The following is a 12,889-nucleotide window of genomic DNA, read 5'->3' as shown; positions in this document are numbered from 1 at the left end:
GAGTACCGGGGCTTTTTGCTGCTGCATCGGGCTGGTTCTGGGGTTGCTTTGTTGAGGCATTACTTCCCCGTTTGGCGCTGAATTCGTTCGGCAAGCTGCCGCCGAGGTGCGCCGAGGCCGGTGCCAAGGAACGCAGAGCGCGAATGACTGCTTTGTAGAGAGTGAAGCGGTTGGAAGCTCGTTAAGAAATATGCTGTCTCCTGTCCAAACTAATCGTTACCGCCGCCACGTGCAGCTGCCCGAGATTGGGGCGGGCGGCCAGGCGCGGCTGCTGGCGGCGCGGGTGCTGGTAGTGGGCGCGGGCGGGCTGGGCTGCCCGGTGCTGCAATACCTGGCCGCCGCTGGCGTCGGCACGCTCGGCATCGTCGACTCCGACCGCGTGGAGCTGAGCAACTTGCAGCGCCAGATTCTGTTTGGCGATGCCGACGTGGGCCAGCGCAAGGCCGAAGCCGCCGCCCGCGCCCTGCGGCGCCAGAACCCGGAAATCCGCTGCGAAGTCCACTCCACGCGCCTCAACCAGGCCAACGTGCGCGCGCTGGTGAGCCAGTACGAGCTAATCGTGGATGGCTCCGACAACTTTGCCACCCGCTACCTGCTCAATGATGCCTGCGTGAGTCTGGGCCGGCCGCTGGTGTCGGGCGCCATCTATAAGTTCGAGGGGCAGGTGTCGGTGTTCAACTATCAGGGCGGCCCTACCTACCGCTGCCTGTTTCCGCAGCCGCCGGCCTCGGCCACCGAGGCGCCCAACTGCGAGGCCACCGGCGTGCTGGGCGTGCTGCCCGGCCTCATCGGCTGCGCCCAGGCCACCGAGGCGCTGAAAGTGCTGCTCGGCCTGGGCCAGGTACTCAGCGGCCGGCTCTGGGTGTTCGATGCCCTCACGTTCGAGACGCGCACGCTGCGCTTCCCGCGCCACCCCGAGCGCGCCCTTATCAACCTCGATACGGCCAACCCTGCCGACTACGGCGACCTCTGCCAGACCTCCCTACCCCCCCTCACGCCCGCCGAGCTGCGTGCCCTGCTCACGCGCTCAGCCCCTACCCCCCCCCTGCTCATCGATGTGCGCGAGCCGGTCGAATATGCCGCCGGCCACCTGCCGGGCGCCATGCTGCTGCCGCTGAGCCAGCTGGCCGCCCGCGCCGCCGAGCTGCCCCCGGACCAGGATATCGTGCTCTACTGCCAGCGCGGCGGGCGCAGCGCCACGGCCGCGACCCTGCTGCGCGCCGAGCCTGGTTTTGCCGGCCGGGTGCGCGAGTTGGCCGGCGGCTACGATGCGGTGCTTAATGAAGAATAAGGAATGAAGAATTACCCAATTGATAATTCCTCATTCTTCCTTCCTAATTGCTCATTAAGCCACCGGCGTCCTACCCCCCAATCGTACTCATCGACTCGAAGCTGAGCTGGTGCAGGGGCCGGGCAGCTTCGGCCTCGAAGCCGTTGGCGGCGCGGTTGCGAAAGGCGTGAATAAGGGCGGTTTCGATTTCGCCATCGGGGGCGCCCCCGCGCAGCATAGCCCGCAAATCCAGCACGCCCTGGTCGTAGAGGCAGGTTTTGAGGCCGCCCTCGGCGGTGAGGCGCAGGCGGTTGCAGGTGCCGCAGAAGGTGCGCGAATACGCGGCAATAATGCCCACGCGGCCTACATGGCCGGCGACGCGGTAATCCGCAGCCGTAGCGCCAAGGGGGGTAGGGAGCGGTAGCAATTCTCCCAGATTCGCTTCCAAATGGGCGCGGATGCGGCGGTGGTGCCAGGGCAGCGTGTCGGGCGTGGCCAGATGCGAGCCGCCGTTGAAAGGCATTTCCTCGATGAAGCGCACGTCCACGGGCAGCTCGCGGGTCAGTTCGGCCAGCGGCACGAGGTCTTCGATGTTCTGCCCGTCCATTACGACGGCGTTTATTTTGACCGGAATGCCGGCCGCCAGCAGCGCCTCAAAGGTCTGCATCACCGCCGGCAGCTCGTCGCGGCGGGTGATGCGGGCGAAGCGGGCGCGGTCGAGCGTGTCGAGGCTCAGATTCACGGCCTTGATGCCCAGGCGCTTCAGCTCCGGCACATGCGGGGCGGTGAGCACGCCGTTGGTCGTCAGGCTGATATCGTCAATACCTGCAATCTCCCGTAGCCGGGCCATGAACGGCACGAGGTCGCGCCGCACGAACGGCTCACCGCCGGTTAGGCGCACCTTGCGCACGCCCAGCCCGGCCATGATGCCGACCAGCCGCAGCATTTCTTCGTAGCTGAGCAGCTCGTGCTTGGGCACGTACTGGATACCTTCGGCCGGCATACAGTAGAAGCAGCGCAGGTTGCAGCGGTCGGTGACGGCCAGGCGCAGGTATTCCAGCGGGCGGCCGTGATTATCAAATAAAACCGGCGTAGATAGCGGCATAAGTTGGATACTAGGCAAACAAACGAGACGCAAGGGCAGCGCTGGGTAAAGAAACAAATTTCCGCTGCGGTCCTTCAACGGAAACTTTTGGCTTGGCGCCATCGATAAAACTATTTCAACTTAACACCAAATGAAGCTAAAAGTCACCCTTTTTGGCATAACCCGCGAAATTGTGGGTCAGCCTACCCTCGAAGTGGCCGCCCCGGCCGAGCAGTCGGTGGCCGGCCTCCTGGACCAACTCCGGGCCCACTACCCGGTGCTTGGCGAGCTGACCAGCTTCGCTGTGGCCGTCAACAACGAGTACGCCGGCCCCGATTATCAATTGCACGAGCACGACGAGATTGCGCTTATTCCGCCCGTCAGCGGGGGGTAGGGGAAATTGAGTTATGAGTTGAGAGTTATGAATTAAAGAAGCAGGGTTGACCTGAAGCTTACTTTTAACTTATAATTCATAACTCATAATTATCTTCTCATGCACCTGGAAATTACCGACCAGCCGATTGCTATTGCCGCCGTGCTCGCCCGCGTCGAGGACGCCGGCGCGGGCGCCGTGAACGCCTTCGTGGGCACGGTGCGCAACCAGAGCACCGGCCGCCGCGTGGTGCGCCTGCACTACGAGTCCTACGACACGATGGCGCTGCGCCAACTAGAGCACGTGGTTAAGCAGGCTCAGGAAAAATGGCCCATGCTGCGCCAGGTAGCCGTAGTGCATCGCAAAGGCACCCTCGAAATCGGCGACGTGGCCGTAGTTGTAGCCGTTTCGACGCCGCACCGGGCTGAGTCGTTCGACGCCTGCGAGTTTATCATCGATACGCTCAAGCAGGTTGTCACGATTTGGAAGAAAGAGGAATATGAGGACGGCAGCGTCTGGGTGGCGGCGCACCCGTGAGGTGAAATGGCGCGTTCACTTCGTTCACTCAGTCATCCAGCAAAAAGTCTGTCTTGCCGCCCGTCTTTTCTACCAGCCGCGTATCAGCAATGACGATGGTTTGCGAGAGCGCCTTGCACATGTCGTAGATGGTGAGGGCGGCCACGGAGGCGCCGGTGAGGGCTTCCATCTCAACGCCGGTTTTGCCGGTCACCGTGGCCGTGCACTCGATGAGCACGGCGTCGGGCGGGGCCACGTCGATGCGAATCTGGCAGTCATCGAGGCCCAGTGGGTGGCAAAGCGGGATGAGGTCGGCGGTGCGCTTGGCGGCCATAATGCCGGCCAGAATGGCGGTCTGAAACACGGGGCCTTTGCGGGTGGGCAAATCGCCGGCCTGCACGAGGCTGAGAATATCGGGGCCGAGGATGACGCGGCTGCGGGCGCGGGCCAGGCGGCGGGTAGCGGTTTTGGCGCCCACATCGACCATCGCGGGCTGGCCGGCGGCATTGAGGTGGGTGAGCTGGGCGGGAGTGAAATCGGGCATGAGAGGGGGTAGGGAATAGTCTAGCGCTATAAAAGAACGTCATGCTGAGCGCAACGAAGTGGAGCGAAGCATCTCGCCAGGGGTAGTAATTCAATTAGTAGAACGTTATAGTCGAGCGTGCGAGACATCTCGCCAGGGGTAGTAATCCACTCATTGTTCTTTGATGTAGATTACTTTCCCTGGCGAGATGCTTCCCTTCGCTGCGTCTCTGCTCTATGCGCAGAATGTTCAACATGACGTTCTTTTTATCTAGGTTACGCGTCCCGGCCTTTTCCAGTAAGATTGCCCCCTGAAGACCGCCATGAAAAACCTGCTGCCCGCCGATGCTGCCGCTACCTACCGCCTCGCGGGCCGCGTGTGGCTCGAAGGCCCCACGGAGCGGTTTCTGGGCATCGGCCGGCTGGAATTGCTAACTCATATTGGAGCCACTGGCTCTATTTCGAAAGCGGCAACGGCGATGGGTATGTCCTACAAGCGCGCCTGGGATTTGGTGCAGTCGATGAACGCGCAGGCCCGCGAGCCGCTGGTCGTCACGCAGACCGGCGGCAGCCGCGGCGGCGGCGCCAGTCTGAGCGAAGCCGGCGCGGCGGCTGTGGCGGCGTTTGCCGCGGTGCAGGCGCGGTTTGAGGCGTTTTTGCTGGCCGAGACGCGGCGGCTGCTGGGGTAGCGACTAGTCAGGCTTGGGAAGTTAAACAACCCATAGCGCGGGGCGTTCTTCTCGTTATATTTGCAGGAATATAACGAATCAGGCGCTGCTTATGCTTTTGCTTTTCGATGGGCGCGGCCAGGGGCAGAAAACCTGGGGCGGGCCGCTGCTGGGCGGCTTTTGGCTGGCGGTGCTGGCAGTCGCGCCGGCCCTGGCGCAACGCCCTACTCCCCCAGCCGCACCCGACACCGCCCGGCGCGACGTAGCGCTGCGGGAAGTGGTCGTGAGTGCCTCGCGGGTCGAGGAAAGCTTCTTGCAGTCGCCGGTGACGGTCGAAAAGCTCAATGCCCGCGCCCTGCGGCTCACGCCGGCGCCCTCATTTTTCGATGCCATCGAGCACCTTAAGGGCGTGCAGGTGCTCACGCCCAGCCTGGGCTTTAAGGTGATTAATGCCCGCGGCTTCGCCAATACAACCAACGTGCGCTTTGCCCAACTCGTGGACGGCGTAGACCAGCAGGCGCCGCACATCGGCGGCCCGATTGGCAATGCGCTGGGGCCGAGCGATTTGGATGTTTTAGCAGTTGAGATTGTGCCCGGCACGGCCGCCGCGCTCTACGGCCTGAACGCCATCAACGGGCTGGCCAACTTCACGACCAAAAGCCCGTTTGCGCACCAGGGCTTGAGCGGACAGCAGAAAACCGGCGTTAATCATCTCGGCGAGGCCGGCAGCGCGGCGCGGCTGTACTCCGAAACCAGTTTGCGCTTTGCGAAAGCCCCTACCCCCCGCCTGGCCTTCAAGCTCAACGCGACGTACTTGCGCGGCCAGGACTGGCAGGCTCGCGACCAGACTGAGCTGAACGCCAGCGGCAACGCCAGCACCAAGCTCTTCGGGGCGGATAATCCGGCCCGCGACCCGGTGAACAGCTACGGCAACGAGTCGTCGGACCGCAGCACCCTGCTGCTGGGCGGCAAGAGCTACAGCGTGGCCCGGACCGGCTACCAGGAGCAGGATGTAGCGAGCTATAATCTGCAGACCATCAAAGGTGATGGGGCGGTACACTTCAAGCTGACTAGCAAGTCAGAAATCAGCTACGTTTATCGCGGCGCGCGGCTCGATAACGTCTATCAGCGCGCCAACCGCTTCCGGCTGCAAGACTACGTTTTGCAGCAGCACGCGCTGCAGCTCAGTGGCCCGGTGCTGCAAGCGCGGGCGTATCTGACGAGTGAAAACACTGGCCGGAGCTACAACCTGCGCTCGGCCGCCGAGAACGTGGACCGCAGCTTCAAGCCCGATGTCGCCTGGAACCGCGACTACACCGCCGCCTGGAACGCGGCCTCCCAAGCCGGCCAAACTGTAGCCCAGTCCCACGCCACGGCCCGCGCCGCCGCCGACCAGGGCCGCCCGCAGCCCGGCACGCCCGCCTTCCGGCAGCGCCTCGACTCGCTGGCCGAAATCAATAACTGGGACCAGGGCGCGGCCCTGCGCGTGCAAGCCCGCCTGCTGCACGCCGAAGGCCAGCTCGACGTAGCCGCCATCCTGCGGCGCGGCGCCGGCCACATCGAGTTGCCGCCGAGCGTGGACGTGCGCATCGGCGTCAACCACCATACCTACTTCGTCGCACCCGATGGCAACTATTTCATCAACCCTGGACCAGGGCGCGACCCGTTCAGCACGCTGCGCTACGGCAAAACCGGCGGCTTCGCCCAGGCCGGCCTGCGGCTGCTGAAGGAGCGCCTGCGGCTCACGGCCACGCTGCGGGCCGATAAAAACGATTATTTTGATTTGAAGCTCAATCCGCGCCTGACGGCCGTTTTCTCGCCCACGCCGCGCCACAACTTCCGGCTCAGCGGCCAGAGCGGCTACCGCTTTCCAGGCTTGTTCGAGGGGTTTTCGAACGTGAACAGCGGGCAGGTCAAGCGCATCGGCGGGCTGCGCGTGATGTCGGCCGGCGTGTTCGAGAATTCTTACCTGCGCTCCAGCATCGACCAGTTTAACGCCGCCGTCACGGCCAGCATCAATGCCAATACGTCGGCGGCCAGCGCGGCCGACAAGCGCCAGCAGGCGGTCGGGGCCAATCAAAACCTGCTGGTCAAAAACCCCTATACCTACCTGCGGCCTGAGCGCATTCGCTCGCTGGAAATGGGCTACAAGGCCGCGCTAGGGCCGGGCGGACGCCTGCTGCTCGATGCCGATTTCTACTACAATGCCTACCGCGACTTCATCGCCCAGGTCGAGGCCTACGTTCCGCTGGCGGCCGGGCCGCCGGCTGCGCCCCTACCCCCCTCTGCGGAGCTGAGCGCCGTTGCCACCGCCCTGAGTGCCCGCGCCACGCAGGCTCGCTACCGCCTCTGGACCAACTCCCAAACCCAGGTGTTCAACTTCGGCGGCGCGCTAGGCCTGCGCTGCGAGTTGCCCCGCGGCTATCTGGCCGGCGCCAACGCCACCTACGCCCGCCTGGCCCGCACCGAAAACGGCGACGGCCTCGAAGACGGCTTCAACACGCCGCGCTGGGCCTGCAACCTGAGCCTGGGCAACGAGCGGGCGTATAAAAACATCGGCTTCGGCCTCAATTACCGCTGGCAGCAGGGCTACTATTCCCAGACCTTCCTGGTGAGCGGCAACGTGCCCGCCTATGCCACGCTCGACGCCCAGCTCACCTACGCCCTGCCCGCGCCGGACCTGCGCTTCAAGCTTGGCGCCAGCAACGTGCTGAATCAGTACTACGTCTCGTACTTGGGCGGGCCGAGCGTCGGCGGGCTCTATTATCTGAGCATCACGTATCAATTGCCGGGGCAGTAGTAGCAGTGCCATTGCTTCGAGAGGCGGTCATGCAGAGCGCAGCGAAGCATCTCGCGTGGGGCAGTAATCAGCTTCCTCTCACGATTGGATTAGTGCTGCACGCGAGATGCTTCGCTGCGCTCTGCATGACGTTCTTTTTCGCCTCCCACTTCCCTACCCCCCTGCTTGAATCTTAACCACCTCAAATTCGACCGCAACGAGCTGGCTGGCGCGTTCGGCGACCTCGGCACTGATTTGCCGCTGCTCATCGGCGTCATTGCCGCCTCGGGGATGGACAGCGCCGGGGTGCTGATTCTCTTCGGGTTAATGCAGGTGTTTTCCGGCCTCTGGTACGGGCTGCCGATGCCGGTGCAGCCGCTCAAAGCGTTTGCCGCGCTGGTCATCGCCCAGCACATTCCGGGGCGAATTATCTTCGGCGGCGGGCTGGCTATTGGGCTGATTATGCTGGTTTTATCCCTTACCGGCCTCATCGCCGGCTTGGCGCGGCTCGTGCCCAAAGCCGTGGTGCGCGGCATCCAGCTCGGGCTAGCCTTACAGCTTAGTACGCTGGCGCTCACCAAATACGTACCCGCCGACGGCCTGCCCGGCTACGCGCTGGCGGCGGCGGCCTTCGGGCTAACGCTGGTGCTGCTCGGCAACCGCCGCTGGCCGGCCGCGCTGCTGGTCGTGGGGCTGGGCGTAGCGTATGCGCTGACCTTCAAGCTCAACCTGGCCACGGCGCAGGCCGCCTTTGGCTTACGCCTACCCCCCTTCCACGCGCCGAACCTGCCCGACATCCTCACTGGCGCGCTGCTGCTGGCCCTGCCCCAGATTCCGCTTTCGCTCGGCAACTCCATCCTCGCCACCGAGCAGATTGCGCGCGACTACTTCCCCGAGCGCGGCCTTACAGTAGGGAAAATCAGCCTCACCTATGCCCTGATGAACCTGGTGAGCCCGTTTCTGGGCGGCTTCCCGGTGTGCCACGGCTCCGGCGGCATGGCTGGGCACTACGCCTTCGGCGCGCGCACGGGCGGCTCGGTGCTGCTGTACGGCGGGCTGTTTCTGACGCTGGGCCTGTTTTTCAGCGCGGGCTTTGCCCAAATCGTGCAGCTTTTTCCGCTGCCGGTGCTGGGCGTACTGCTCTTGTTTGAGGCCGTCACGCTGGCCGGCCTGCTGCGCGATATTGCCTCTGAGCGGGCCGATTTGCTCTTGGCCGCGCTGGTCGGGCTCTTGTGCGCGGGGCTGCCGTATGGCTATCTGGTGGGGCTGCTGGTGGGCACGAGCGCCTATTATGCGCGGCGGCGCGGCTGGGTCGGGCTGGGGAAAGACAGTTAAAAGTTAAGAGTTAAAAGAACGTCATACTGAACGCAGTGAAGTATCTCGCTCGGCTAAGTAATCAATGCTAAACAACGACTGAGCTACTACACCGAGCGAGATACTTCACTGCGTTCAGTATGACGTTCTTTTAACTCTTAACTCTCAACTTTTAACTTCCCGAAGGGCCGCAACTCCCGCCCGGCTACTTTTGTTAGCCACTACTCTACCTACTCCCGCGCCGCCTTTGTACGCTATTATTGACCTGGAAACCACCGGCGGGCAGCCCACCCAGGACCGGATTACGGAAATCGCCATCTTCGTGCACGACGGCGAAAAAGTGGTCGACCACTACGCCACGCTGCTCAATCCGGGCCGCCAGATTCCGCCCTTCATCACCCAGCTCACCGGCATCACCAACGACATGGTGAGCGACGCGCCTAAGTTTCACGAGGTGGCTCGCAAGGTGGTGGAGATGACCGAAGGCTGCGTGTTCGTCGCTCATAACGTGCGCTTTGACTACTCCTTCCTCAAGAAGGAGTTTGCCGACCTGGGCTACAACTATTCGCGCAAAACGCTTTGCACCGTCCGCCTGAGCCGCTCGCTGATTCCGGGCCAGCCGAGCTACAGTCTGGGTAAGTTGTGCGCCAATATCGGCATCCCGCTCGAAGGCCGGCACCGCGCCGCCGGCGATGCCCGCGCCACGGCCGAGCTGTTCGGCCGCCTGCTCGACATCACCCGGCAGGACGAGCAGCTGGCCGAAGCTGCCTCGGCCAATCCGGCCGGCACCTTGGCCGCCGTCGATGCCAACGCCCCGGCCAGCCGCCGGCCCGTGTCGGGCGCCAACGGTACGGCCAAAGCGCCCTCGCCGCGGCGCGTGGCGGCCGTGCAGGAAGCCATTCGCACGGCGCTGCTGCCGCCGCTTATTTCGCCCGAAAAAGTGGCCTCCCTACCCCACGCCACGGGCGTGTACTACTTCCACAACGAGGCGGGCGAAGTGATTTACGTAGGCAAATCCATCAACATCTACAAGCGCATTCAGCAGCACTTCGCCGTCGATGTGAAGCAACGCAAAAGCCTGGAATTCAAAAATTCCATTGCCGACATTACCTGGGAGCTGACCGGCTCCGAGCTAGTGGCGCTGCTGTATGAGTCGCACTTGATTAAGCAACTCAAGCCGGCCTACAACCGGGCCCAGCGGCGCTCGGTGTTTCCGGCCGGCATCTACCTGCGCACCGATACCCGGGGCTATAAGGTGCTGGCCTACGGCCGCGCCGACGCCCGAAACGCCGAAATTCCCGTCATCGCGCTGGCCAACCAGTACAAGGCCCAGGGCTTTCTCTACCACAAAGTCGCCAAGTACAACCTCTGCCAGAAGCTTTGCGGCCTCTACAAAACCCAGGGCGCCTGCTTCGACTACCAGGTGCACCGCTGCCAGGGCGCCTGCGTGGGCGAGGAAGCCCCCGAGACCTATAACCTGCGCGTGGACGAGGCTATCGAGAGCATCACCTACGAGCACCAGAGCTTCGTTGTAATTGGCGAAGGGCGGAGCGAGGACGAGAAGTCCATTGTCGTCGTCGAGCACGGCCGCTACCTGGGCTTTGCCTTTGTCGATGAGACGTTTACGGCGCGGCGGCTGGCCGATTTTCGCGACGTTATTCAGCCCTACGCCGATAACAAGGATATCCAGCAGATTATCCGCCAACACCTGCGCACCAAGCACCGGGGCGAAAAGGTGAAGGTGTTTAAGTAGGACCCGGAAGGCACTGGCCGGGAGCAAAGAGAAGGTCGGGCTACACCGTTCGGCAAGCTCGACGCTAACAACCTTTGACCTGTCCCGTAGTACAGGCAGGGAGCGCGGCGAGTCGCCCGCGCTCTGCCCGAAACCCCTACCCCCCTCCTCACCTTTAAAGCCAACTTTTTATGCTAGCAATGGATTACCGTGGGCCCCGCCGGGTCCGGGCCGTGCAAAAGCCCATGCCCGAAATCAAGCATCCCGAGGACGCCATCGTGCGCGTCACGCGGGCCTGCATCTGCGGCTCCGACCTGCACCTCTACAAGGGCAACGTGCCCGACACCCGCGTGGGCTCGACCTTCGGCCACGAGTTTATCGGCGTGATTGAGGAAGTGGGCGCCGATGTGACCAAGGTGAAGGTGGGCGACCAGGTGCTCGTGCCCTTCAACGTGGCCTGTGGGCGCTGCTACTTCTGCAACCAGGGTCTCTACGGCTGCTGCCAGGAGTCCAACACGGAGGCCTCGGCTGTGGGCAGCATCTTCGGCTACTCGCACACCGCCGGCGGCTTCGACGGCGGGCAGGCCGAGTACGTGCGCGTGCCCTACGCCAACTTCGGGCCGACCGTGATTCCCGAAGGCATGGACCCCGACGACGCCGTGCTACTCACCGACGTAGTGCCCACGGGCTACCAAGGCGCTGAAATGGCGGGCATCCAGAAGGGCGACACGGTAGTGGTGTTCGGGGCCGGGCCGGTTGGTATTATGGCGGCCAAGTGCGCCTGGCTGTTCGGCGCGGGCCGCGTCATCATCCTCGACTGCATCGAGTACCGGCTGGAGTTCGCGCGCAACTACGCGCAGTGCGAGGCTTACAACTTTGAGGAGATGGACGACCCGGTGGTGTTCATCAAGAAAGAAACGGACTTTCTCGGGGCTGACTGCGTGATTGACTGCGTGGGCGCCGAGGCTTCCGGCAATCTGCTGCAAACCATCACCGGCAAGCGCACGCTGCTGCAAGCCGGCTCGGCCACGGCTCTGCACTGGGCCATCAACTCCGTGAAAAAAGGCGGCATCGTGTCCGTGGTCGGCGTGTATGGGCCGACCGACAACCTCGTGCCCATCGGCAACGTCATCAACAAAGGCCTGACTATCCGCGCCAGCCAAACGGCCGTGAAACGCCTGCTGCCCCGGCTCATCGAGCACGTGCAAAACGGCGTACTCAATCCCAAGGGCCTGATTACGCACCGCATTCCGCTCGAAGAAGTGGCCGACGGCTACCGTCTTTTCTACGGCAAGCTCGATAACTGCATCAAGCCCGTTCTCATTCCTTCCACGGCCGGCATGTAAGGCTGCTTAATAAGCCATTGACCTATGACTCCTACAACGCAGAAGACCGCCCAGGATTTCGCCCACATCAAGGGCTGGGGCATCGACGCCGACCCCCACAACAACCCGGTGTACCCCATGAACGAGCGCGCCGAGGGCTCTACGCCGGGGCGCAACTACGAGCGCCCGCCCCAGCAGCCTGTGGATGTGGAACTGCTGCAAACCATTGAGCGCGCTAGCCCCTCCGCCGTGTTCGGCACCACGGTGCCGCCATCCGGGCTCAGCGGCCTGATTCGGCGCTTCGCGTTCAAGTACAGCGAAAACCGCTACCGCCACTGGCTGCCGCTGCTGGTGGCCGACCGGGTACAGGTAGTGGAAGGCGTGCTCGATGACCTCGTGCATGGCCACGTGCCCAACATCTGGGCCGAGAAGGGCTACAACGCCGAGTGGAAGCACAAACCCCAGCAGTTGGTCGTGAAGCTGACTGTCACGGCCCTGGCCACGGCCGGCCTCATTGCCTGGCTCTCGTCGGGCAGCAAAAGCAAAAAGAGCACCTACGGGTCGCGGCCGGTGAATCTGCGGATTCGCAGCGCGGCACGGGGGTAGGCTTGCTGATTCCTAATGGACAAAAAAGCGGCCGGGCATGGTGCCCGGCCGCTTTTTATATTTATATCAGCTACTATCCAACTTATTTGCACATCAAGCTAAGGCTTGAAGTAGTCGCTGAGCCGCTGCAATATCCGGCGGTAGCGCTCAGCCGAGATAGCGCCCATCTCGCCCACAATTTTAAGTTCGGGCACGACGCCCAGGTAGCCAACCCGGATGAGGGACGCCAGCCGCAGTCCGCTGCCGGCAAAGTCAGCGTCATCGGGACTGATGATATCATCAAAGCCAGCGACGGCTTGGCGCAACTGACTGCTGACTCTGCACAGCAGCAGGTCGCCGAATGGTCGTAGCTGCCGCAGCACCAGCGCGGGGCGGGTCTTCAACTCGTCATCAGCCTGGGGCAGCCGGGCCAGCACGAGCTTACCGACCATCGTACAAGGGATTAGGAGTTTTGATGTCGGCTTCCGTGTATTCCGGCTCGTCGTCGCCATAAGCGGCGGCCAGGCCCTGGGCTGCCAGCCGAAACCAGTCGGCCCGCTCCTCGTCCAGCGACCCCGACGAGACGACGGTTACGATGAGCTTGGTATTGGGCGCCAGCTCAAAGGGCTCATCCAGCCGAATTTGCTCCCCGTCAAAATGGGCACTCAGGAATATAGCTTGCATGAGAATGACGTTTTATTTTCTTTAGAATGATCAGGCG

The 12,889-nt window shown here is 63.1% G+C and carries 13 protein-coding genes; 9 read left to right on the top strand and 4 right to left on the bottom strand.

Features of this window, described 5'->3' with window-relative positions:
- The first annotated feature begins 190 nt into the window (after positions 1–190).
- Positions 191–1,291 (top strand): molybdopterin-synthase adenylyltransferase MoeB, encoded by a 1,101-nt coding sequence (gene moeB, locus ACFE70_RS01670; RefSeq protein WP_375415971.1) that lies wholly within the window; start codon positions 191–193, stop codon positions 1,289–1,291.
- A 70-nt stretch (positions 1,292–1,361) separates the two neighbouring features.
- On the opposite strand, the gene moaA is transcribed toward moeB, so the two are convergent.
- Positions 1,362–2,375, bottom strand: a complete 1,014-nt coding sequence (moaA, locus tag ACFE70_RS01665; RefSeq protein ID WP_375415970.1) for a GTP 3',8-cyclase MoaA — start codon at positions 2,373–2,375, stop codon at positions 1,362–1,364.
- Between the two features lie 130 nt (positions 2,376–2,505).
- On the opposite strand from moaA, the gene ACFE70_RS01660 reads away from it, so the two are divergent.
- Both ACFE70_RS01660 and ACFE70_RS01655 read left to right on the top strand, forming a co-directional pair.
- Positions 2,506–2,748, top strand: a complete 243-nt coding sequence (locus tag ACFE70_RS01660) for a MoaD/ThiS family protein (protein WP_375415969.1) — start codon at positions 2,506–2,508, stop codon at positions 2,746–2,748.
- A gap of 99 nt (positions 2,749–2,847) precedes the next feature.
- Positions 2,848–3,264, top strand: coding sequence for a molybdenum cofactor biosynthesis protein MoaE (locus tag ACFE70_RS01655; protein WP_375415968.1), 417 nt, complete (start codon positions 2,848–2,850; stop codon positions 3,262–3,264).
- A gap of 28 nt (positions 3,265–3,292) precedes the next feature.
- Here ACFE70_RS01655 and moaC read toward each other — a convergent pair whose 3' ends face one another.
- Complete coding sequence (moaC, locus tag ACFE70_RS01650) at positions 3,293–3,787, bottom strand: cyclic pyranopterin monophosphate synthase MoaC (RefSeq protein ID WP_375415967.1); 495 nt, start codon at positions 3,785–3,787, stop codon at positions 3,293–3,295.
- 301 nt (positions 3,788–4,088) lie between these two features.
- Here moaC and ACFE70_RS01645 point away from each other — a divergent pair, with 301 nt between their 5' ends.
- From ACFE70_RS01645 to ACFE70_RS01620, 6 genes are all read left to right on the top strand, one after another.
- Positions 4,089–4,454, top strand: a complete 366-nt coding sequence (locus ACFE70_RS01645; protein WP_375415966.1) for a winged helix-turn-helix domain-containing protein — start codon at positions 4,089–4,091, stop codon at positions 4,452–4,454.
- 91 nt (positions 4,455–4,545) lie between these two features.
- Positions 4,546–7,233, top strand: a complete 2,688-nt coding sequence (locus ACFE70_RS01640; RefSeq protein ID WP_375415965.1) for a TonB-dependent receptor domain-containing protein — start codon at positions 4,546–4,548, stop codon at positions 7,231–7,233.
- A gap of 165 nt (positions 7,234–7,398) precedes the next feature.
- On the top strand, positions 7,399–8,547 hold the full coding sequence (locus ACFE70_RS01635) for a putative sulfate/molybdate transporter (protein WP_375415964.1): 1,149 nt from the start codon (positions 7,399–7,401) through the stop codon (positions 8,545–8,547).
- A gap of 226 nt (positions 8,548–8,773) precedes the next feature.
- Positions 8,774–10,279 carry an exonuclease domain-containing protein gene (locus tag ACFE70_RS01630; RefSeq protein WP_375415963.1) on the top strand — a complete coding sequence of 502 codons (1,506 nt, stop codon included), beginning with the start codon at positions 8,774–8,776 and terminating at the stop codon, positions 10,277–10,279.
- Between the two features lie 170 nt (positions 10,280–10,449).
- Complete coding sequence (locus ACFE70_RS01625) at positions 10,450–11,604, top strand: zinc-dependent alcohol dehydrogenase (RefSeq protein ID WP_375415962.1); 1,155 nt, start codon at positions 10,450–10,452, stop codon at positions 11,602–11,604.
- A 24-nt stretch (positions 11,605–11,628) separates the two neighbouring features.
- Positions 11,629–12,189 carry a hypothetical protein gene (locus ACFE70_RS01620; protein ID WP_375415961.1) on the top strand — a complete coding sequence of 187 codons (561 nt, stop codon included), beginning with the start codon at positions 11,629–11,631 and terminating at the stop codon, positions 12,187–12,189.
- 98 nt (positions 12,190–12,287) lie between these two features.
- On the opposite strand, the gene ACFE70_RS01615 is transcribed toward ACFE70_RS01620, so the two are convergent.
- Together ACFE70_RS01615 and ACFE70_RS01610 are read right to left on the bottom strand one after the other, a co-directional pair.
- Complete coding sequence (locus ACFE70_RS01615; protein ID WP_375415960.1) at positions 12,288–12,620, bottom strand: type II toxin-antitoxin system PemK/MazF family toxin; 333 nt, start codon at positions 12,618–12,620, stop codon at positions 12,288–12,290.
- Positions 12,610–12,852: a hypothetical protein gene (locus tag ACFE70_RS01610; protein ID WP_375415959.1), complete on the bottom strand. Its 243-nt coding sequence runs from the start codon at positions 12,850–12,852 to the stop codon at positions 12,610–12,612. Before ACFE70_RS01610 ends, ACFE70_RS01615 begins: the two co-directional genes overlap by 11 nt.
- Positions 12,853–12,889 lie beyond the last annotated feature (37 nt).

The sequence above is a fragment of the uncultured Hymenobacter sp. genome, from assembly GCF_964243305.1.
Taxonomy (GTDB): domain Bacteria; phylum Bacteroidota; class Bacteroidia; order Cytophagales; family Hymenobacteraceae; genus Hymenobacter.
This window is presented reverse-complemented; position numbering and strand designations above follow the sequence as displayed.

Excerpts from the sequence above, each read along its gene's own strand:
- moeB (WP_375415971.1), top strand. The coding sequence starts at position 191 with ATGCTGTCTCCTGTCCAAACTAATCGTTACCGCCGCCACGTGCAGCTG.
- moaA (WP_375415970.1), bottom strand. The coding sequence starts at position 2,375 with ATGCCGCTATCTACGCCGGTTTTATTTGATAATCACGGCCGCCCGCTG.
- ACFE70_RS01660 (WP_375415969.1), top strand. The coding sequence starts at position 2,506 with ATGAAGCTAAAAGTCACCCTTTTTGGCATAACCCGCGAAATTGTGGGT.
- ACFE70_RS01655 (WP_375415968.1), top strand. The coding sequence starts at position 2,848 with ATGCACCTGGAAATTACCGACCAGCCGATTGCTATTGCCGCCGTGCTC.
- moaC (WP_375415967.1), bottom strand. The coding sequence starts at position 3,787 with ATGCCCGATTTCACTCCCGCCCAGCTCACCCACCTCAATGCCGCCGGC.
- ACFE70_RS01645 (WP_375415966.1), top strand. The coding sequence starts at position 4,089 with ATGAAAAACCTGCTGCCCGCCGATGCTGCCGCTACCTACCGCCTCGCG.
- ACFE70_RS01640 (WP_375415965.1), top strand. The coding sequence starts at position 4,546 with ATGCTTTTGCTTTTCGATGGGCGCGGCCAGGGGCAGAAAACCTGGGGC.
- ACFE70_RS01625 (WP_375415962.1), top strand. The coding sequence starts at position 10,450 with ATGCTAGCAATGGATTACCGTGGGCCCCGCCGGGTCCGGGCCGTGCAA.
- ACFE70_RS01620 (WP_375415961.1), top strand. The coding sequence starts at position 11,629 with ATGACTCCTACAACGCAGAAGACCGCCCAGGATTTCGCCCACATCAAG.
- ACFE70_RS01615 (WP_375415960.1), bottom strand. The coding sequence starts at position 12,620 with ATGGTCGGTAAGCTCGTGCTGGCCCGGCTGCCCCAGGCTGATGACGAG.
- ACFE70_RS01610 (WP_375415959.1), bottom strand. The coding sequence starts at position 12,852 with ATGCAAGCTATATTCCTGAGTGCCCATTTTGACGGGGAGCAAATTCGG.